The sequence below is a fragment of the Rhizobium nepotum 39/7 genome (genome assembly GCF_000949865.1).
Taxonomy (GTDB): Bacteria; Pseudomonadota; Alphaproteobacteria; order Rhizobiales; family Rhizobiaceae; genus Agrobacterium; species Agrobacterium nepotum.
Genome location: NZ_JWJH01000001.1, coordinates 106,097 through 126,757, shown reverse-complemented (window position 1 = coordinate 126,757; position 20,661 = coordinate 106,097). Strand labels below are relative to the sequence as shown.

The following is a 20,661-nucleotide window of genomic DNA, read 5'->3' as shown; positions in this document are numbered from 1 at the left end:
TCGCACAACCTCAGCATTCCCCGTACCTTTTCGGTCAGTCAAGAGCGAAAGAACAGACCGCAGCAGTCGCTGTCTTGAACAGTTCACAGAAGCCAGCACCGGGAAACTGCCAGGCAAAAGTTTCGCGAGATCAGCGTGCAGAAACCTATCATTACTTCTCAGCTCGTGTTTCCAGACTTGCGGATCGATTGCCCGCCTGATCGCAGAGTATGCCGTCGCGGGAAAGAGTTCTCTGCCGCACAGCTTTCACTTTTGGCAAAAGATATCGAACAAGGGGTCAAATGCGGTTGATCCTGCTTGAAAATACGCCCTACCTTTTGAAACGGCGCTATCGCATTGCATTTGTGTAGCCGGCCGGAGTTGCCCTCACAGGTTCGCCGGTCCATGTGATTGTAAAGGGGGGATGGCCAGTGGCAAAATCGGTTCGCGTGAAATCCTTTGACTTGGTGGCGCAGGACATCAGCGAGGTTGATCTGCAGTCGCTGCACGCGCTCTCCATTGGCGTCGGTTGGCCTCATCGGCCTGATGATTGGGAATTCCTGCGACGTGTAGGGCAAGGTATCGCCGCCGTTGACGGGATCGGCCGGGTCTTCGGCAGCGCCATGTGGTTTCCACATGGAGAGAATTTTGCCACTGTCGGACTGGTCATTACAACTCCCCGCGCCCAAGCTCATGGTGCCGGCCGCTGGCTGATGGAGCAGGTAATGGCGCGTTGCCATGGCCGAGATCTGAGCCTGAACTCCACCAGGGCCGCCTACCCACTGTATATCTCGCTCGGTTTCGAAAAGGAGGCGACGGTATTCCTGCACCAAGGCATCGCATCTGTGCTTCCGACGCTGCCTGCGGGGAACAGGACGTTGAGTGAACTCGCCGCCGACAGCATCGACGAGCTGACCGACTTCGACACTCTGGCGTTCGGGACCAAGCGCGCGCAGTTGCTCGCGGCGCTGTCCGAAGTGGCCGTGACTTGTGTTCTAAGGCGAAACGGCGTTATCGCCGGCTATGCAATGCGCCGCAAATTCGGGCCGGGTCAGGTGATCGGCCCGGTTGTCGCCCTGAACGATGAGGATGCGATCCATATCACAGCCTGGCATCTGAAGTCGCTTGAAGGACAGCATGTGCGTATCGACACGCGGGAGGAAGGGCTTTTCGCGGAATTCGTGACGCGGTGCGGCCTCATTATGTCCGAAACCACGACCACCATGTCCAAGGGGCGAAGGTTCCTGAACCGGACCAAGAACGCACCATGGGTCTATGGGTTGGCTGGTCACGCTTTGAGTTGATGGAAACGAAGGCAACCCCCTCGCGTCGTTGTTGGAGAACACTTGAGTGCTGGCCACTCGGCTTGACAGCGAAATTGATCACAGCCGCAATGGCTCAATTAAGTATATCCCATAAACTTTATTGACAACAACATCGATACACCCGATTAGTGTTCGCGTTTAAGGGGATCGAGCAACGTATTTCTAGCTCAAACTATAGTCCTGAGTATTTGCAATCAGTATTCTATTTATTTCATCAAGCATGCCGCTTCCAGTCAGCTGGAGCGGCTTTTGATAACGTGAAGAAACGTTTTCACGGATAGATCTCTAAACTCCTACACGAAAGTATCAATGGCAGTTTAGATTATTGATGCACGCAGCCCCATCGATCCGTGTGCCTGCCATTCTTGCAAAGGCGTGAACCCCGCCGCGAGATTAATCGCCGCAGGGCAGAGGAAAGCCTGTTGGCGTTTGATTATGCGATGCGGAACTGTTTGCGCAAAACCTTGTCGAACAACCCGGCTGTTGCGAACCGGCGCAGCAGGCTCACCATGCGCGCCGCGCTGCCCGCAGTGTAGCGTCGGCGCGGAACAGGATCGTTGGCTGCCTTTATCACAACCTTCACGATGACATCCGGCAGGTCAGCCTTGGGCATGACGTCCCGCAGTAGGGCCGCGACCGCTGCGCGCGCGCCATCATATTCGGCTTTCTGCTGGTCGGGTTCCATGCCGTTCTGATCGAAAACAGTGCGCACATATGCCGGCTCGATGACGGAAACACGGACATTGAAGGCCCGGACCTCGTGATCGAGAGATTCAGAATAACCCTCGATCGCATGCTTGGCGGCGGAGTAGTGCGCCGAATACGGCGCCGGGATGACACCGAGGATAGAGCCTATGTTGAGGATGCGGCCGCCGCCCTGGCTCTTCATCACGGGCAGGACGGCGTTCGTCATCCGCATGGTGCCGAAAACATTGACGTCGAATAGGGCCTGAGACTGCGCGACCGAGGATTCCTCTGCGCCACCGAACATGCCGATGCCGGCATTGTTGACGAGAAGATCGATCTTCCCCGCCCGCGAGACCACCTCTGCGACCAGCGCCGACACGGACGCCTCATCGGTCACATCGCATACCAGCATCGTTACCCCCTTGGGTCCGTCACTGGCGAGTTTCCGGCTTGTTCCGAAAACCCTGAACCCCGCGCCGGCGAGACCTTCAGCGGTGGCGTAGCCTATGCCGGAGGATGCCCCGGTTACAATTGCAGTTCTGACGGCGTCCATGTTTTTTCCTTGGGTGAACGTCTCGGATTTAAGCTCCAGAGACCAGTTGCATTATGCTCATTTAATGATATTATGATCGTAATGCAATAGAAAAACGGAAGCATCGTCATGCGATACGAAAAAGGCCGGAAAGACACCTCACGCCGCAAGATCATGGACGTCGCTGTCGAACGGTTCCGGAAGGATGGAATTGCGGGCTCTGGTCTCGCGACGATCATGAAGGATGCCGGGCTGACGAACGGCGCCTTTTATCCCCACTTTCCCTCGAAGGCCGATCTCGTTCGGGAAACTATTTCGGACGCCCTGAGCACGCAGGCTGTATGGTTGCGCCAGGTGCTGGACGAAGGCGGGCTTACTCACCTGACCGACCTCTATCTTTCGCCCGGGCACCGGGACGACCCGGGACAGGGCTGCGCCTCCGCAGCACTGCTGCCTGAGCTCGCCCGACAGCCGGTAGAGACACGCGGCATGTATGCCGAACAGTCCCGCGCGCTCGTGCTCCTGCTCGCCGATGCGCTTCCGGCAGATATGGAGGCAAAGGAAGATGTGGCATGCGCGATTTTTGCGACCCTGATCGGGACGCTTCAACTGGCGCGCGCGGTCGATAAGGACATGTCGGAACGCATTCTTCAGGCTGGGAAAGACGCGATCAGCGTCCTCGCGGCTCTTCCGCGTACAGGAGCTTCTCAAGCCTGATCGAACACCTGGGCGCGTCGTCCCCGCTTTTGGACGGCGCTAACATAGAGCCATTGCCCTCAACCATATCTGATCCTGCGCAAACCACATGGCGAAAACAAAGCCTAGCCAGGCAAGAAACAACACAGACCGGAGATTTCCAAATGAAAGCCTATGTCGTTGATAAGTATAAGAAGAATGGCGAGCTACGCCTCGCCGAACTGCCGGATCCGCAGGTTCAGAACGACGACATCCTCGTTCGCGTTCATGCCACGGCGATAAACCTGCTCGACTCGAAAATCAGGGACGGCGAGTTCAAACTCTTCCTGCCCTACCGTCCGCCCTTCGCGCTTGGCCACGACGTTGCCGGGACTGTCGTCAAGGTCGGCCCCGGCGTCAGCCGCTTCAAGGTTGGCGACGAGATCTATGCCCGGCCGAGGGATCACCGCATCGGTACGTTTGCGGAATTCATCGCCATCCATGAAGACGACGCCGCGCTGAAGCCCCATACGCTGACGATGGAGGACTCATCGTCCATCCCGCTGGTCGCGCTGACGGCGTGGCAGGCCCTCGTCGATGTGGCAAAGGTGAAGCCCGGTCAGAAAGTCTTCATTCAGGCCGGTTCGGGCGGTGTTGGAACAATCGCGATCCAGCTTGCCAAGCATCTGGGCGCAACGGTCGCAACGACCACCAGTGCGAAGAATGTGGCTCTCGTCAAAAGTCTCGGCGCGGATGTGGTGATCGACTATACAAGCCAGGATTTCGAAAAGCTTCTCTCCGGCTACGACGTCGTGCTGAATAGTCAGGATCCGAAGACACTTGCGAAATCTCTGAACATCCTCAAGCCGGGCGGCCACCTCGTCTCCATTTCAGGCCCGCCGGACCCGTCATTCGCCAGGGATATCGGGCTGAATGCGCTCCTGAAGCTCGTCGTGCGGTTGTTGAGCCGTAGCGTGCGCAGGAAGGCAAAAAGCCGTGGCGTTCACTATTCTTTCCTGTTCATGCGCGGCGACGGCCGGCAGCTGGAGCAGATCGCCGGGCTGATCGATAGCGGCGCGCTGCGCCCGGTCGTGGACAAGATATTCCCCTTCAACCAAACACCCGATGCGTTGGCCTACGTCGAAACGGGGCGAGCGAAGGGCAAGGTCGTGGTCAAGGTGCAGTAGCGGCCTTTCCTTTACAATGGACAGGCGGAAATACTGCGCAGCGCATTTTCTGCGTGTAAGTCAGAGGCAAATCTTCGCTGGACGCGTTCAGGCGTCGCTAGCGATCACCGCGCGCGGGCGCGTTTGGCAAGGAGAGCGGAGGTAGCTGAGGTACGATCCGAGAGCTCTTTTGCAAGGCGTGCTTCCCGAAGCCGCAAGGTCTTGGCTTCGCGGGATTGCTCAATAGAAGAGAGCTCTTCGAGCGCGTTTTCCTTACCAAAAAATGGCGTCTGGATGTGGCTGAAGGCGATCTCCGCCTTTTGGCGAGAAATACTGTATTTTTCTGTCATGGGTATTCCGGTGATAAGGCTCGGCAAGCGAGCGAAAAACAAAAGGCCAGGCAAATTGCCTGGCCTTGATTGGGTTGGCGTGCTTCCGGCAATGCCAGTACATCCGTGGTCAAAGGGAAGCGCAGACCCATTCAGGCAGCTTGCAGATTGCAGGCCGACATTTTACCAGACTTGTTGTCGCGCTCCAGATCAAAGCCGATTTTCTGGCCTTCCACGAGTTCGCGCATGCCTGCACGCTCGACGGCAGAAATATGAACGAACGCATCAGCGCCGCCATTGTCAGGCTGAATGAAGCCGAAGCCCTTGGTGGAATTGAACCATTTAACTGTGCCAGTGGTCATGATGAACCCTTTCATAGCGATAGAGGAACCACAGCACTTGTGGCGCTGCGGACGATAAGAGCGATTTTGAAAGGAAAGGTTCGTTCAGAACGCGTTGCCAGTCGCGCGATAAGCAAAGCTAAGCAAGCAAATTCGACTGCTCCTTATATCCTGCCTATGCGATGGCGTCAACTATTAGTTATGAGCCGCGGCAGCTCTCGTCAAAAGGTTGTGCTGTGCAGGCAGTTACACGTCAAGGCTCGCCAGGAAGGCCCTTACACGCGGGACGACCTCTTTGAGGTTCGTCTCCAATAGCCAATGCCCGCCGTCCAGTAGATGAAGTTCGGCATCAGGCAGATCTCGGAGATAGGCCCGGGCCGACTCTTCCGGCATGTAATGATCCTGAGGGCCCCAAAGAATGAGGGTCGGTGGCTGATATGTTTGCAGGTAGCGCCGGTGGATGGGAAACCAGGCCCGGTTCCTCTTCAAATCGGAAAGAAGCTCCGCAGCGATATCCTTCCTCCGTTCTGTCATCAGGCGCCAATGCAGCTGCCAAAGGTCCGGTGGAATAAGCGCGATTAGTTCCGGGCGAACATTGTTAAGAAACTCGTCCCGGAAGTTTTCCTCGGTCACGGCGTTGCGAAGTTCCGCGCGCATACGGTCCTCAGGCAAGGACCATGTTTTTTCAATGTCGGCGTATTTCGGCCCCAACGCGTCCTCGTAAGGAATGTCGCCGTTCTGGATGATTTGCCCAACAATCCGCTCAGGCTTCATGATGGCCAGCCTCGCTCCGATGGGAGAGCCGAAATCATGCAGGTAGAGAACAAATCGATCGAGATCCAGTTTCTCGACAAACGCATTGAGCCACCCGGCGTAGCCGTCGAACGTGTAGGAAAAGCTCTCGGGAGTGTCGCTATAACCGAAGCCGGGATAATCTGGCGCGATCAACCGCCATCTGTCCGCCAGTTCCGGCATCAGGTTTCGAAATTCGAAGGATGAGCAGGGATAGCCATGCGGCAATAAGATGACCGGCGCATCCGGCGGACCGGCCTCTCGATAGAAGGTTTCAATCCCGGCTACGGGGGTTAAGCGATGCCTGATGCGCCTGTCCATTGCATTGCTCCTTTAGAGACAGGAGCGTAACGCGTGGCAAATAGCTCGGGTTGCACAGCATATGCGAACGCCATCCGCTGCTGCCCGCGAACTGGTTTCTGCCAAAACGGCCTGCACCGGGCGGCATTGGAGCCGCCCGGTGGTAGCGGACACAATCAACTATGCGTCGAGGTCGGCTCCGGTCCGATCCTCGGTATATGCCATGGCAACCAGCGATACGATCGCGCAACCGATAATAAAGAGCGCAACGGGAATGTAGCTGCCGCTATAGGCCGTGAGCAGAGCAGTGGCGATAAGAGGCATCGGGCCTCCCACTAGAGCAGCCCCTACCTGATAACCGAGCGACATGCCGGTGTAGCGGATATCGGCGGGGAAAGCCTCGGCCAGCACGGTTCCGATCATCGCGCCATAGGTGGGCCAAATGATGCCGAGCCCGACGAAGATTGCAACACCGACAAGCACTAGCGAACCCTGATTGAGCATCCAGAAGTAGGGGAACGCCCAGAGGATCAGGGCGATAGTACCTCCGACAAAAACCTTCTTTCTTCCAATCCTGTCGGAAAGGCGGCCAAATACCAGCATCATCGGAAATGCGAACAGCGACGCCAGCAGGACAAGGTTCAGGATCGTGACCTTATTGTAGCCAAGACCGACCAGATAGGAGATCGTGAACGTCGCGTAGAGGAAGAAAGTGGAGGTCTCCACGAACTTTGCTCCGATGGCGACGAACACTTCGCGCTTGTGCGTCCGGAAGGTTTCGAACAGGGGAACCTTTTGAGCTTTCTGAGTGTGCAGGACCTTGCGGAACGACGGCGTTTCGTCGACGCGGTTCCGGATATACATGCCGACGAATACGAGGACGATCGACAGAACGAACGGGATGCGCCAGCCCCATGAGAGGAACGCCTCATCGCCCAGTTGGTAGCCAAGGAGCGACGTTACCGCGTTGCCGAGCGCAAGGCCCAGAACCGCGCCAGTCTGGGGAACGGCTCCGAAGAACCCCCGCTTCTTGCGCGGAGAATATTCGACGGCCAGCAGGACCGCGCCTCCCCATTCACCGCCAAGCGCCACGCCCTGCAGCAAGCGAAGGATCGTCAGGAGGATCGGAGCGGCGATTCCGATTGTCTCGTATGTCGGAAGCAGTCCCATCGCCACGGTCGAAAAGCCCATCAGACTCAACGTGACGGCAAGCGTTTTCTTGCGCCCGATCCTGTCGCCGATATGCGAGAAGATGATGCCGCCGAGCGGCCGCACCAGAAAGGCCAGCGCGAAGGTCGTGAGGGCCAGCAACTGGCTGACCACGGGATCGGCCGACGGGAAAAACAGTTTGCCAAACACGAATGCCGACATCGTTCCGTAGAGAAAGTAGTCGTACCACTCAATCGTCGATCCGACCGCTGATCCCATCAAGGCGCGTTGACGGTCGGCATCCGTCACCTGATCTTCTTTCCTTGTACCTGCATATGCCGTTTCATCTGCCACGGTTATCGTCATCCATTCCTCCCTTTAGTCGTGTTTAAGTCGTCGAGCCTCAGAACGAGGCTTCCAGCATTGTTGTGTAGTCATCGGATGTAGCGTCGCGCGGATTGGTTTTATGGCTGTGATCCGCCAGCGCTCCGATAATGATCCGCTCGAACAGGTCTCTGGTCACTCCGATCTCGGAGAGGCTCGTCGGCAAGCCGATGGTCTTCGTCATGGCCTTGATTGCGCTTCCGATTTCGTCGCCCGAATTCAATCCCATTGCCCGAGCGATGTGACGGTACTTGTCTTCGCTGACCGATGTCGGTGCCGAGCGGTTGAAGTCGATCACGGCCGGCATGAAGATCGCGTTCAGCGTTCCGTGATGCAGCGTGGGGTTGATACCCCCCAGCGAGTGGCTCAGACTGTGGACGCACCCAAGCCCCTTTTGGAAAGCCATCGCGCCCATGGTTGCCGCTATCGCCATGTTCGACCTGGCGTCCCGGTCATCCGGCTGCTGGGTGGCGCGACGTATGTTTGCCCATCCGCGCCGAAGTCCTTCGAGTGCGATCCCATCCGCGGGCGGATTGGACGAGGGGGCGAGGTAGGTTTCAATGCAATGGGAAATCGCGTCCATGCCCGTCGCCGCCGTCAGTTTCGCTGGCAGGGTCAACGTCAGTTCGGGGTCCACGATTGCGGCCTTCGGAACGAGGTAAGCCGACAGAAGGCCCACCTTGCGGCCGTCATCGAGAATGATGATCGCACCACGGCCGACTTCGCTGCCCGTCCCCGCTGTCGTCGGGATAGCTATCGTCGGGAAGGTTTTCGCGGTGATCCGCTCGACGCCGCCTTCGATCGCCGCGTAGGTTTTCAACGAACCACCATGCGCGGCAAGGATCGCCACCGCCTTCGCCAGATCGAGCGCAGAACCGCCACCGATAGCAATAATGCCATCTGCCCCTGCCGCCTGGAACAGCTCAGTCGCCGCCCTGACCGCCGCTTCGTTTGGATTGCCAGGGGTGTCGTCAAACACTCCAGCCGGGTTTTCCCCTAGGATTGCCTCAATCTTCGCCAGGACGCCAAGCTGGCGGACGCCCTTGTCGGTTACCACGAACGGGCGCGAGATGCCGGCGATGGAGAGTTCGGATTTGAGAGATGACAGCTCGCCATAGCCGAACTGTACGCGAGTGACGTAGTTGATTAGGCCCATATGCCTCTCCCTTCGGTATTTTAAATTGGCAACTCGAATTTCCGCGCCGCAATGCGCAGAGATCAAATTCCGGTCAATAGAGCTAAATATTAGGCTGTGCGACACTGTAAATGTACTATATTCGGATACTGATATAACCAAAGGAGAATTTGGTAGTGCGGACATCACGTAGCTCGCCGCTTTCGCGGCTCGCCCTCCGACAGATTTCACTGATCGCCGCGATCGATGACAACGGGTCGCTGAAGCGGGCAGCCGAGATGATCGGAATGAGTCAGCCTCGAGCGACGAAATCCCTTCAGGAGGCCGAGGAGCTTGTGGAACGAAAGCTCTTTCATCGCACCAACAGGGGGCTGCTGCCGACTGCAGCGGGCGAGTGCGTGATCCGGAACGCGAAAACCATGCTTGCCCAGCTTGGCAAGATGGAGCAGGAACTGGATGGAATGGCGGGAGGCAACTGGAGCCGGCTTCGCGTCGGAACGATCATGGGCGCCGTCCCATTCGTGACCGAAGTCATCCAGCGGCACCTTCAGCGTTTTCCCCAAACGTCCTTCGAGATCATCGAGGATACGAGTGCGGAACTTCTCAGGCAGTTGGATCGCGGGCTGCTGGACCTCGCGATCGGTCGAAGTTCGGTAAGCTCAACGCCGCAGCTCTACAACGTCACGACCTTCCATGACGAACTCCTGGCGGTTGTCGCAAACCCGGCCCACCCCCTTGTCGGGCGCAAGCGAGTTCAGCTCGAAGAGCTCGCGGATTCACGCTGGATCGTCTACACGGCGTCGATGCCGATGCGCATCTCCCTTGAGCATGAATACCGCAATGCCGGGCTACCCTTCCCGTCAGCGCTGCTGGAAACCCGCTCCGCGCTGGCAACGATGTCTCTCATCCAGGGCAATCCGAACACGGTTGCCCTGCTGTCGAGCGATGTGGCGACATTCTTCGTAAATTTCGGAATGGCCTGCACGCTGCCCATGCATCTCCGATCGAAAAGCGATCCATACGAAGTGATCACCCGCCGCTCATACGATCTCCCTGAGGATGCAGCACTTTTCATCGAAGAGCTGGTGGCTGGAGTGGCGCGCTCGAGCCTAAGCCAGTCGGCGGCGAAGTTAGTGTAGGAGACAACCCCGAAGGAGCCCTTGCAGACAAGGTCAATCTCTTTCGGGGTCAATAACCAATCGCTGGCAAGAACCGTCCCTGCGGGCTTCAGGCTTCGACAGACTCGCGAACATCATCAACGAGAAAGTGCACGATCACATAGCGCGTCGTGTATTTCTGACCGCTATCGGACACGCTCTCGACGCTGCCACCGTCGGAGGGATGCCATTTCTGGTAATGAGGGTTGTTGGCGATCAGCGTAATCGCCTTGCCCGAAAACCTCCCTTTCAGCCGATAACGAGACTCTGCCAGAGGCCAGATCTTCTCAAAATCCTGCTGACTGATGCGGGCTTTCAAGGCCTTCTTGGATATCGCTTCTCCGGGCGAACTATCGTCGTGCGCCACCGCTGGAATATGCAGGTCAACCTCTTCCGCACCATCAAGCAGAAAGGCAAATTCGTCTGGCCACATCCGTCTCACGTATCGCTCCTCCCAAAGCTCCTACAACACAATTATGATAGCGCCTCTGCCGCGAGAGGCAATGGGGGATATGAACCTGCACTTCCCGACATCCCAATTTTCGGGATCGTCGCCATCCTGATCTCCGATGAATATCGGTTCCGCTACAAGCTCAGAGCTGGGCGAAGGGTGCAGCAAAAGCAGTTGCGGGCGTCGGCGCGCTTTGCGTAACGTGGGTCGCGAAAGTCGTAGTGACGTAAATCAAGCTGCAAATCGCTCTTCTTCATACGTCCATCTCAGTTTGGTAGCGCATGGAATAATTTATCGGTAAGGAAGCCCAATTTTTGGGTCCAGCACTGTGGCTGAGCCGCGAGATGAATACGGTTGAACACCGTCAGAATTGCTTGGCAACCAAGGCAAATTATGGCGGAGAGGGTGGGATTCGAACCCACGATACCCTTGCAGGTATGCCGCATTTCGAGTGCGGTGCATTCGACCACTCTGCCACCTCTCCGCATGCGCGAACGCTTGCGTTGCGCGCTCCTCATAAACATCAATAGCGGGGCTGACAAGGGGAATTTCGTGTTTGTGTCACAAATTGTTCGTCGTAACCGGGGCTGGAGAGGGGCTTCGCCTTTTAGCCATTTTTTCGGATATTTTTCAGGTGGCGCGACAGGCGCGGTCACCCGCGCGCGCCACATCGGCCATGGTGTCACAGCCGTTAATAACGCCGTAAGATTTCCAGGATCTGTTTATCCTGTTCCTGATCCGGCAGCAGGGCGGGTTGCCGGCTGGCGCCGACGGATGGGTCCTGGAGGTAGAGCGAGCGCTTGACCATGGCAGGCGCAAAACCGAGTGCGTAGAGATCGGTGCGAAAGGCGGTATAAATCGACTGCTGGCGTTCCGCCTCGGCGATATCGCCCGTGTTGAAGGCGCTGAGAATGCCAGCGAGAACATCCGGTAGCGCGTTGCCGAGGCCAGAGATGCAGCCTGCGGCACCGTTCTGCAACGACCAGAGAACGAGATGATCCGGACCGGAATAGACCTCGAAACCGGGCATTTCCTTTGCCACCTGAAGATAAGCCTCCAGCGTCTGCTGTGCGCCGCCGGAATCCTTGATGCCGGCGATATTGCCATGGGCCGCGAGTTTGCGCGCGGTTTCCGGCTCTATGTGGTTCTGGGTTCTTGCCGGAATATCGTAGAGATAGACCGGTGTTTCGACGGCGTCGGCCACCGTTGAGAAATGGCGGATCAGCCCGTCCTGCGTGCAGGCGATGAAGAAGGGCGTGATGACGGCAATACCATCGACGCCGATACGGTCGAAGGCCTTGGCAAGTTGCAGGGTTTCGAAAGTGGCGGGCATGCCGGCATTGACGATGACCCTGGCGCGGCCCGCCACCTCATCCACCACCTCTTCGGTCAGCCGGACCTTCTCCTCATGCGTCAGCGCGGTGAAATCGCCATTGGTGCCGGCGCACATGATATTGTTTCCGGCCGCCACCTGGCGGCGCACCTGCGCGCGGGTTGCTTCGTAATTGATTGTTTCGTCCTCGTTGAAACAGGTGACGAGCGCGACGAAGGCATGTTTGGTCATGAAAGAACTCCGCTTGGATTTCCAATAGTGTGGCCGACGTCGGCCAAACGATGCGTGGACTGCATATCGGGGTCCGGATCGAGGCTGGCCGAAAGAAGCGCACGGGTATAGGCCTCGCGTGGCGCCTCGAAAACCTGCCGGACCGTGTCGAATTCCACCACTTCGCCCCGCTGCATCACCATGACGCGATCGGCAAAATCCCGAACCACCGGCAGGTCATGCGCGATGAAGATGAAGGAAAGACCCATTTCGCGACGCAGCTTGTCCAGAAGCGCTATGACCTGCGCCTGAACCGACACGTCAAGCGCCGAGACCGCCTCGTCGCAGATGATGAGCTTCGGCTCCAGCGCCAAAGCGCGGGCGATGGCGATCCGCTGCCGCTGACCGCCGGAGAACTGGTGCGGATAACGGCGCATATGTTCAGGCGAAAGGCCGACCTGATGCAGCAATTCCGTAACCCGCTCGCGCCATCTTGCCTTGGGCAATATGTCCGGATGGATGACCCAGGCTTCGGAGATCAGCTGAAACACGGTCATGCGGGGATTGAGCGACTGGGTGGGGTCCTGAAACACCATCTGCAGATCACGCCTGAGCGCGAAAAGTTCCGCAGGCGAAAGCTTGAAGAGGTCACGCCCCTTCCATTCGGCGCTGCCCGCATCTGGCTCGTCAAGCCGCAGCAGAATGCGCGCGAGCGTCGATTTGCCTGAACCGCTTTCGCCGACGACGGCGATGGTTTCGCCGGCCATCAGATCGAAAGAAACACCCTTTAGCGCCTCGAACGCGCCGTAGCGCTTACGCACGTCACGCACGCGAAGAAGCGGTTCGCCGGCAGCTTGCGGCTCATGCATTTCGCCCCTGCCGGGTGCAGCACTGATGAGCTTGCGGGTGTAGGGATGCTGCGGATTGCGGTAGACCTCGCGAACCGTGCCGGTCTCCACCAGCACACCCTTTTCCATCACCACCACCCGGTCGGCGATTTCGGCGACGACGCCGAGATCGTGGGTGATGATGAGCACGGCCATGCCGGTTTCGCGCTGCAATTCCTTGAGCAGCGACAGCACCTCGGCCTGCACCGTCACGTCAAGCGCTGTGGTGGGCTCGTCGGCGATCAACAGATCGGGTCTGAGCGCCAGAGCCATGGCAATCATCACACGCTGGCGCTGGCCACCGGAAAATTCGTGCGGATATTTCTTCAAGGCCCCGTCCGGATCGGGAATACCAACGCGCGCGACGAGCCGTTTCGCCTCCGTTTCAGCCTTTGCCTTGTCCATTCCATGGGCGGTCATCGCCTCGCGGATTTGCCAACCAACAGTATAGACGGGGTTGAGGTGGCTGAGCGGATCCTGAAAAATCATGGCGACGCGCCGGCCGTTGATCTCGCGACGCGCCTCGGCCGGCATTGTCAGAAGGTCTTTGCCCTCAAGCAATATCTGGCCGCCGCTGATACGCCCGGGCGGCATGTCGATGAGGTTCATGATGGCCGAGGCCGACACCGATTTGCCCGAGCCGCTTTCGCCAAGGATCGCCAGCGTTTCGCCACGGTCGATGTGGTAGGAAACGTCCTTCACCGCGTGAACGACACCGCTTGCGGTGTGAAACTCCACGGAAAGGTTGCGCACGTCGAGAAGATGGTCAGCCATGCTTGCGGCCTTTCATTTCCAGCCGCCAGCGCTGCACGGGGTCGAGCGCGATGCGCAGCCAGTTGGAAAGCAGGTTGAGCGACAGGGTGGTGAGGATGATGGCAAGACCCGGCCAGAAGGACAGCCACCAGGCATTGGTGAGGTATTGCCGCCCCTGCGAGATCATCAGGCCCCAGGTAATTTCCGGCGGCTGAATGCCGATGCCGAGGAAAGACAGCGCGCTTTCCGCCAGCATCACATAGGCGAAATCAAGCGTTGCAAGTGTCGTCAACGTCGGCAGCACGACGGGCAGGATGTGCCGGAACAGGATACGTTTTCCCGATGCGCCCATCACGCGTGCCGCCTGCACGAACATGCGTTCCCGCACCTCCAGCACCTCCGCCCTTGTGGTGCGTATGTAAACCGGGATGCGGGTGATCGCCAGCACCAGCATCAGGTTGAGGATGGAGGAACCAAGCAGATAGAGCACGATGACCGCGATCAGTAACGACGGAAACGACATGATCACATCCGCGAGCCGCATGATGATCTGCCCGGTGCGGGCGGAGGAAAAACCCGCGATCAGGCCGAGCACGGTGCCGGTTACGGCGGAGAGAAGAACGGCGCCGGCGGCGATCATCATCGTGTTTTGCGTGGCGGCGACGATACGCGCGAAGAGCGAGCGCCCGAGCGCATCCGCCCCCAGCCAGAAATACCACTCGCGCTGCCAGTCGAACGGAGCAAGGTTACGTCCGCGCAGGTTCTGTTTCGTCGCCAGATCGCCGAGCCATGCCGGTCCGACAAAGGCAAGGATGACGATGACGATAAGGAAGATCGCGGCGCAGAGCGCAAATTTATCGGCCCACAACATGCGCAGCATGCGTGTTGCAAAGGGCGGTTCGTCCACGATTTCGGTTTCGGCATTCAAAAGGCTCATGGCTGAACGGTCTCCTCAGTGCCGGATACGCGGATCGAGGAGCGCATAGGCGATATCGATCAGAAGGTTCATCAGGAAGATCGCAAGCGCCGTGATAAGAATGGCGGCCAGCACGACGTTGAAATCACGCTGAAGAATGGAATCGATCATCAACTTGCCGACACCGGGAAATCCGAAAATGGTTTCGACGATAACTGCACCGTTAAGGAGGCTTGCCGCCTGATCGCCGATGACGGTGATGACCGGCAACATGGCGTTGCGCAAGGCATGCACGAAGATGACCGGGCCCGATTTCACCCCCTTGGCGCGCGCCGTTTTGACATAGGCCGACGACAGCGCGCCGATCATCGAGCCGCGCACCACCTGCACGATGATGCCGAAGGGGCGCACGAACAGAACCGAGATCGGCAAGATCCAGTGCAGCACCGAGCCCGTGCCTGACGTGGGCAGCCAGGCGAGATTGACGGAAAATACCACGATCGCCACGATCGCCAGCCAGAAATCCGGCACAGAGGCGCCGATGAGCGAGATGGTCGAGGCCATGCGGTCGAAAAAGCCACCGGACCGGAAAGCCGCAAGCGAACCGACGACGATGGCCGCGCTGGTGACCAGCGACATGGTGATCACCGCAAGCCACAATGTCCAGACGAAAGCCTCAAGCACCACATCCAGCGCCGGGCGGGCCTTTCGCAGCGATTCGCCCAGATCCCCGGTCATCACGTCGCCCGCATAGCGCAGAAACTGCACCATCAGCGGATCGTTCAGCCCATGCAGCGCGCGAAACTGCTGCTTCAACTCCTCCGAAGCCTCCACCGGCAAAAACAGTGCGGCCGGGTCTCCCGTCAGGCGGGACAGGAAAAAAACCATCACGATAAGGCCGATCAGGGAGATCAGGCTCGCAACGGAACGTTTTCGGATGAAGCTCAGCATGGGTTGCCTCCGGTTTTTCAACGAGGGCGGCGAAGCTCAAGCTCCGCCGCCGCTCTTTGGCTGATAGGACAAAGGCTTTACTTGATGCCGATTTCCGAAAGCTGCAGCATCGAGTTGGTGGCGATGGTGGGCTTGAAGTCCAGCCGCTCGGAGACACGCGAGAAGCCGACCATGTGGAACAGCAGCACATCCGCCACCACGTCGTCGTGCAGGTAGGCGATGAGTTCGGACCAGAGCTTGGCGCGCTCGTCACCGACGGCTGCGGATGCACGTTCGATCAGGTCGTCCACCTTGGGGTCCGAAAAGCCGGACTGCGTGCCCTTGGTGGCATATTTGAAGAACATGGTGAAGGACGGGTCACCCTTGGAATTATCGTGCATGGCGGCGACGATCTGCGGTCCCCGGCCTTCCTTGAATGGCTTGGAATAGTAGCTTTCGTGTTCGGCCACTTCCACGAATTTCAGATCGATCTTGAAGCCGACTTCCTGCAATTGTTGCTGGATCGCTTCCATGATCTCGGTGACGTTCGGAAAGTTCGCCGTGCGTGCGATGACGGTGATCGGCGTATCCACCTTCACGCCGGCAGCCTTGGCTTCCTCAAGCAGCTTCTTTGCGCTCTCGGGATCATAGGGGAACACCTTGACGTCGGGGTTCCAGCCAAGCGTAGTCGGCGGAACGAGCGCGGTGGCCAGCACAGCACCTTCGGGAACCAGCGTACCGAGGAAGGCTTGCCGATCGATGGCGAGATTGAGCGCGCGGCGCACCCGAACATCGTTCAGCGGCGCGATGTTGTGATCGAGGCGCATATAGACCGTCTCGCTGTCGAGATAGGAGAAGTCGGTCTTTGCATTTGTGGCGTCAAGCTGGGAAATGGAAGGCGAAAGATCGGCCTCGCCGGTCTGCACCATGGCGGCGCGCACCGAAGGATCGGCGCGGAAAAGATAGGTCGCCTCCGTCACCTGCGGCTTGGTGCCCCAATAATCGTCGCGCGCGGTCAGAACGATCTGCTGGCCCGGCGTCCAGTTGGTCAGCTTGTAAGGTCCGGTGCCGACAGGCTCGCGGATGAATTCCATCTTGGTTTCTTCAGGAACGATGGTGACGAGCGACATCAACAGCGGAAGAATCGGCTGGGCCGGTTCGGTTTTGAAGTCGATCGTGTGGTCGTCGACGATTGTCGGGGTAACGCTCATACCGCCGAAATAACGGCGGGATTCGCAGGCGTTCTTGTCGCTCATGATGCGCTCGAAGCTATGCTTGACATCCTTGGCGTCGAAGGCTGTGCCGTCGGAAAACTTCACACCCTCACGCAGATGGAAACGCCAGCTTCCGTCCGCATTCTGTTCCCATTTTTCAGCGAGGCGCGGCTGCACGCCGTTCTTGCCGCGCACATCAAGCTCCGTCAGCGTCTCGCTGACGTTCTCCATGATGATACGGCCGATGTTGGAGCGGGTCGCCATGCAAGGTTCGAGCAGGTCCGCCTCTTCCGCCAGCACGATCTTGATCGGCCCCGACGCCGAAAACGCCGGCGATACGGCGGCGCTGAGGCAACCCATGGCCAGGGCGCCCGCAATCAATGACTTCTTCATTCCGTTCTCCTCCCAGATCAGAAATTCAGCAACATGGCGGCGCGCCGCAAGGGTTATCTAAAAAATAACCCGTCCCCTTCATTCAGGAGCATGGCGTGCGGATGATTGTTTCCTCCATCCGTAAGCAGAGCATTGACGCTCAAACGTTTTTTGTCAATTTATTTTTCATTAGCATTTTTTATTCGAAAAGATATTCCTTATTTTACCAAAGAAAAACAATTAGATAGATGCTATAATCGAAAAATTTCCACGCAAAATTTTTATCAAATAAACTTGACAACTTTTCGAATATGTCATTTCCATCAGGCAAGAGGAGACCACGATGACCCCTGATGACATCGATCACGCCATGACCGGAGCCATCCATGCCGTTTCAGAAAACCGGCACGAAGCGTTCCTGCCGTCACCGATGATCCAGAACCATGCGAGCTTCCTGCACTTGGCTGATGACGGCACCCTGTTTTGCGCATGGTTCGGCGGCACGCTGGAGGGAAAATCAGATATCTCGATCTTCGCGTCGGTGTTGACATCAGGTGCAACCCGCTGGGGCACACCGCAACGCCTGAGCCAAGACCCTGCCCATTCCGAGCAAAACCCGGTTCTTTTCAACGCTCCGGACGGCGTTCTCTGGCTGTTTCATACCTCCCAGCCCTCCGGCAATCAGGACGAATGCCGCATCCGCATGGCGCGGGTCGTCCGCGACCCGGCTGCACCGGAAAAACTGTCCTCCGATGAAGGCCGTTTTCTCGATCTTCCGAAAGGCTGTTTCGTGCGCGCACCGCTCCGCATCCGCGATGACGGCGCCTGGTTGCTGCCGATCTTCCGCTGCGTCCAGCGCCCCGGCCAGAAATGGAACGGCAGCCACGACACGGCAGCGCTCGGCATATCCCAGGACAATGGCGCGACATGGCAATTGCAGGAACTGCCGGGCTCGACCGGCTGCGTGCATATGAGCCCGGTTGCGGGCGCGGATACGCAATACTCCGCTTTTTTCCGCCGCCGTCAGGCCGATTTCGTCTACCGCACGGAAAGCGCCGATGGCGGCCGCTCATGGGCAGAGCCGCAACCGACCGACGTGCCGAACAACAATTCCTCCATCGCCGCGATCAGGCTCGGTGACGGCAGGCTGGCAATGATCTGCAACCCCGTTAACGCCGCGCAATCGAGCGACAGGCGCGCCTCGCTTTATGACGAGCTGGGCGAGGATGACGACAGGCCGGATGCCGATCCGAGCGGCGGATGCGTGCCCGTCTGGGGCGTGCCGCGCGCGCCAGTCTCCATCTGCCTGTCCGATGACGACGGGCGCAGCTTTCCTGCCCGAATTCTGATCGAGGGCGGGCCGGGCACCTGCCTGTCGAACGATTCGACGGACGGCCGCAATCTGGAAATGTCCTATCCATGGCTTCTGGAGGCACCGGACGGTACGCTGCACGCGAGCTACACCTATCATCGCCGCGCAATCAAATATGTCCGGCTGGCGCCCGGCTGGGCAGACGCCGAGGACAGGAGAGAAAGATGAGCAACATCATTGGCATCACCATGGGTGACCCCTGCGGCGTCGGCCCGGAAATCACCGTCCGCGCACTCGCCGAAATGTCCGCCACGGATCGCGCAGCGACGCGGATTTACGGCAACCTCGCCACACTGGAAGCGGCGCGGCAGGCACTTGGCGTCGACATCGATCTCACCGGCCATGTCGTCAACCTGCCTGTGGAAGGCGCGCCGCTGCCCTGGGGCACGCTGTCGCCCGTGGCCGGAGACGCCGCCTTCCGTTTCATTGAGAAGGCCGTTCGCGATGCCGAAGCAGGTGCAATCGGCTGCATCGTCACCGCGCCGATCAACAAGGAAGCCTTAAACCTCGCAGGCCACCATTATGACGGGCACACCGGCATGCTGCGCAGCCTGACCGGTTCTTCGGCGGCCTATATGCTGCTTGCCTCCGAACGGCTGAAGGTCATTCACGTCTCGACCCATGTTTCCCTGCAGGAAGCCATTCGCCGCGCCACGACGGAACGGGTGCTGGCGACGATCCGCGCCGGCGATGCCCATTTGAAGCGCATCGGTTACGAGCGTCCGCGCATCGCAGTTGCCGGCATCAATCCGCATTGCGGCGAAAACGGCCTATTCGGCACCGAGGACGACGACCAGATTGCGCCGGCTGTTGCAGCCGCGCGCGCCGAAGGCATCGAGGTGCAAGGGCCGATTTCCGCCGATACCGTGTTCCACCGGGCCTATTCGGGCGCTTTCGATCTCGTCGTTGCGCAATATCACGATCAGGGCCACATCCCCATCAAGCTCGTGGCCTTCGATACCGCCGTCAATGTCTCGGTCGATCTGCCTATAGACCGTACCTCCGTCGATCACGGCACGGCCTTCGACATTGCCGGCAAAGGCATCGCCAATCACGGCAACATGAAAGAGGCCATCGCCTATGCGCGCAAGCTCGTGGCGGGCAAGAGCGCGAAAGGATGAGCACCATGTCCACAGCTTCCATTCTCATCCACCAGCCGCGCAGGCTCGCAATTGGCGCTGGCACCATTTCACAGGTCGGTGCCTGGGCCGGCGAAACCGCATCAACCCTGGTGATCGCCACGCCGCTGACTGCGAAATTCGCTGAGCGGCTGCAATTGCAGGGCGCTTTCACCGTTTTCGACGCCATTCCCGGCGAGCCCGACACGGCAACGCTTGATGCCGCACTGGCGGCGGCGCGCGCTGCCAAACCCGATCTCATCATCGGCCTCGGCGGCGGCTCGGTGATGGATGTGGCAAAGCTGGTCGCCGCACTCTGGAATTCCACTCAGACGCTTGAGGATGTGGCTGGGCCCAACCGAGTTGCCGGACGCGACACAAGGCTCGTGCAGATCGCCACCACCGCCGGAACCGGATCGGAAGCCGGCATCCGATCGCTCATCACCGATCCCGTCAAGGGCAACAAGATCGCGGTCGAAAGCCCTTATCTGATCGCGGATTTCGCCATTCTCGATCCGGAACTCACCTATTCCGTGCCACCAGCCGTTACGGCGGCAACGGGGGTGGACGCCATGGCCCATTGTGTGGAGGCTTTTACCAACCGCAAGGCCCATCCGATGATCGACGGTTTCGCTCGCATGGGTTTTGCGCTGGTGGGCAAATATCTGGCGCGCGCCGTTCGTGATGGCGGCGATACCGAAGCGCGGGAAGGAATGATGCTGGCCTCCTATTATGGCGGCATCTGCCTTGGCCCGGTCAATACGGCGGCCGGTCACGCCATCGCTTATCCGCTGGGCACGCTTCTCAACCTGCCGCACGGATTGGCGAACGCCATCGTCTTCCCGCATGTTCTGGCCTTCAATCAGCCTGCGGTTTCGGCAAAGACAGCGGAAGTGGCCGGAGCGCTCGGGCTTCGCGCGCATCTTTCACCTGATGACCTTAGCAAGGCGGCGACGGATTTCTGCGCCGGCCTCGGCATTGAAATGTCACTCGCTAGGCACGGAGCAAGCGAAAGCGATCTTTCCCGTTATGCCGAAGACGCGCACGCAATCCGCCGACTGATGGACAACAATCCCATCGATATGAGCCTCGAGGACGTGCTCGGCATTTACCGCCGCGCCTTCTGAGGGAAAATCCGATGCGCAGTCGCGCGC

19 protein-coding genes and 1 tRNA gene are annotated in these 20,661 nt (G+C 58.8%); 7 read left to right on the top strand and 13 right to left on the bottom strand.

The genetic code is table 11. From position 1 onward, the window contains the following. The first annotated feature begins 410 nt into the window (after positions 1–410). Complete coding sequence (locus tag RS75_RS00540; RefSeq protein WP_045016325.1) at positions 411–1,283, top strand: GNAT family N-acetyltransferase; 873 nt, start codon at positions 411–413, stop codon at positions 1,281–1,283. Between the two features lie 454 nt (positions 1,284–1,737). Here the strand turns inward: RS75_RS00540 and RS75_RS00535 are convergent, their stop codons facing one another. Then, positions 1,738–2,544, bottom strand: coding sequence for an oxidoreductase (locus RS75_RS00535; protein WP_045016323.1), 807 nt, complete (start codon positions 2,542–2,544; stop codon positions 1,738–1,740). Positions 2,545–2,652: 108 nt separating this feature from the next. Between RS75_RS00535 and RS75_RS00530 the strand changes: the two genes are divergently transcribed. Continuing rightward, positions 2,653–3,240, top strand: coding sequence for a TetR/AcrR family transcriptional regulator (locus RS75_RS00530; RefSeq protein ID WP_045016321.1), 588 nt, complete (start codon positions 2,653–2,655; stop codon positions 3,238–3,240). Positions 3,241–3,383: 143 nt separating this feature from the next. Continuing rightward, entirely contained in the window at positions 3,384–4,385 is a 1,002-nt protein-coding gene (locus tag RS75_RS00525) for an NADP-dependent oxidoreductase (RefSeq protein WP_045016319.1), read from the top strand. Positions 4,386–4,489: 104 nt separating this feature from the next. Here RS75_RS00525 and RS75_RS00520 read toward each other — a convergent pair whose 3' ends face one another. From RS75_RS00520 to RS75_RS00500, 5 genes are all read right to left on the bottom strand, one after another. Beyond that, positions 4,490–4,714, bottom strand: a complete 225-nt coding sequence (locus RS75_RS00520) for a hypothetical protein (RefSeq protein ID WP_045016317.1) — start codon at positions 4,712–4,714, stop codon at positions 4,490–4,492. A 131-nt stretch (positions 4,715–4,845) separates the two neighbouring features. Continuing rightward, positions 4,846–5,055, bottom strand: coding sequence for a cold-shock protein (locus tag RS75_RS00515; RefSeq protein ID WP_045016315.1), 210 nt, complete (start codon positions 5,053–5,055; stop codon positions 4,846–4,848). Between the two features lie 225 nt (positions 5,056–5,280). Further along, positions 5,281–6,147: an alpha/beta fold hydrolase gene (locus tag RS75_RS00510; protein WP_045016314.1), complete on the bottom strand. Its 867-nt coding sequence runs from the start codon at positions 6,145–6,147 to the stop codon at positions 5,281–5,283. 159 nt (positions 6,148–6,306) lie between these two features. Continuing rightward, on the bottom strand, positions 6,307–7,641 hold the full coding sequence (locus RS75_RS00505) for an MFS transporter (RefSeq protein WP_084686313.1): 1,335 nt from the start codon (positions 7,639–7,641) through the stop codon (positions 6,307–6,309). A gap of 37 nt (positions 7,642–7,678) precedes the next feature. After that, a complete protein-coding gene (locus tag RS75_RS00500; RefSeq protein WP_045016313.1) occupies positions 7,679–8,815 on the bottom strand; it encodes an iron-containing alcohol dehydrogenase in 1,137 nt (378 codons plus the stop codon). 155 nt (positions 8,816–8,970) lie between these two features. Between RS75_RS00500 and RS75_RS00495 the strand changes: the two genes are divergently transcribed. Further along, positions 8,971–9,933 carry a LysR family transcriptional regulator gene (locus RS75_RS00495; protein WP_045016312.1) on the top strand — a complete coding sequence of 321 codons (963 nt, stop codon included), beginning with the start codon at positions 8,971–8,973 and terminating at the stop codon, positions 9,931–9,933. An 88-nt stretch (positions 9,934–10,021) separates the two neighbouring features. Here the strand turns inward: RS75_RS00495 and RS75_RS26725 are convergent, their stop codons facing one another. From RS75_RS26725 to RS75_RS00460, 7 genes are all read right to left on the bottom strand, one after another. After that, on the bottom strand, positions 10,022–10,384 hold the full coding sequence (locus RS75_RS26725) for a hypothetical protein (RefSeq protein WP_045016311.1): 363 nt from the start codon (positions 10,382–10,384) through the stop codon (positions 10,022–10,024). A 412-nt stretch (positions 10,385–10,796) separates the two neighbouring features. Beyond that, positions 10,797–10,886 (bottom strand) — tRNA-Ser (locus RS75_RS00485). A gap of 207 nt (positions 10,887–11,093) precedes the next feature. Continuing rightward, positions 11,094–11,966 (bottom strand): dihydrodipicolinate synthase family protein, encoded by an 873-nt coding sequence (locus RS75_RS00480; RefSeq protein WP_045016310.1) that lies wholly within the window; start codon positions 11,964–11,966, stop codon positions 11,094–11,096. Then, positions 11,963–13,606 (bottom strand): ABC transporter ATP-binding protein, encoded by a 1,644-nt coding sequence (locus RS75_RS00475; RefSeq protein WP_045016309.1) that lies wholly within the window; start codon positions 13,604–13,606, stop codon positions 11,963–11,965. Before RS75_RS00475 ends, RS75_RS00480 begins: the two co-directional genes overlap by 4 nt. Beyond that, entirely contained in the window at positions 13,599–14,522 is a 924-nt protein-coding gene (locus tag RS75_RS00470; RefSeq protein WP_045016307.1) for an ABC transporter permease, read from the bottom strand. Before RS75_RS00470 ends, RS75_RS00475 begins: the two co-directional genes overlap by 8 nt. A gap of 15 nt (positions 14,523–14,537) precedes the next feature. Next, entirely contained in the window at positions 14,538–15,452 is a 915-nt protein-coding gene (locus RS75_RS00465) for an ABC transporter permease (RefSeq protein ID WP_045016304.1), read from the bottom strand. Between the two features lie 77 nt (positions 15,453–15,529). Further along, positions 15,530–17,038 carry an ABC transporter substrate-binding protein gene (locus RS75_RS00460; protein WP_045016302.1) on the bottom strand — a complete coding sequence of 503 codons (1,509 nt, stop codon included), beginning with the start codon at positions 17,036–17,038 and terminating at the stop codon, positions 15,530–15,532. Positions 17,039–17,360: 322 nt separating this feature from the next. On the opposite strand from RS75_RS00460, the gene RS75_RS00455 reads away from it, so the two are divergent. From RS75_RS00455 to RS75_RS00445, 3 genes are read left to right on the top strand one after another with little or no spacing between them, the layout of a single operon-like run. Continuing rightward, complete coding sequence (locus RS75_RS00455) at positions 17,361–18,557, top strand: sialidase family protein (RefSeq protein WP_045016300.1); 1,197 nt, start codon at positions 17,361–17,363, stop codon at positions 18,555–18,557. Continuing rightward, positions 18,554–19,510, top strand: coding sequence for a 4-hydroxythreonine-4-phosphate dehydrogenase PdxA (gene pdxA / locus RS75_RS00450; RefSeq protein ID WP_045016298.1), 957 nt, complete (start codon positions 18,554–18,556; stop codon positions 19,508–19,510). Before RS75_RS00455 ends, pdxA begins: the two co-directional genes overlap by 4 nt. Then, the gene (locus RS75_RS00445) at positions 19,507–20,634 is read left to right on the top strand and encodes an iron-containing alcohol dehydrogenase (RefSeq protein WP_045016296.1); all 1,128 of its coding nucleotides are present in this window, start codon (positions 19,507–19,509) and stop codon (positions 20,632–20,634) included. Before pdxA ends, RS75_RS00445 begins: the two co-directional genes overlap by 4 nt. Positions 20,635–20,661 lie beyond the last annotated feature (27 nt).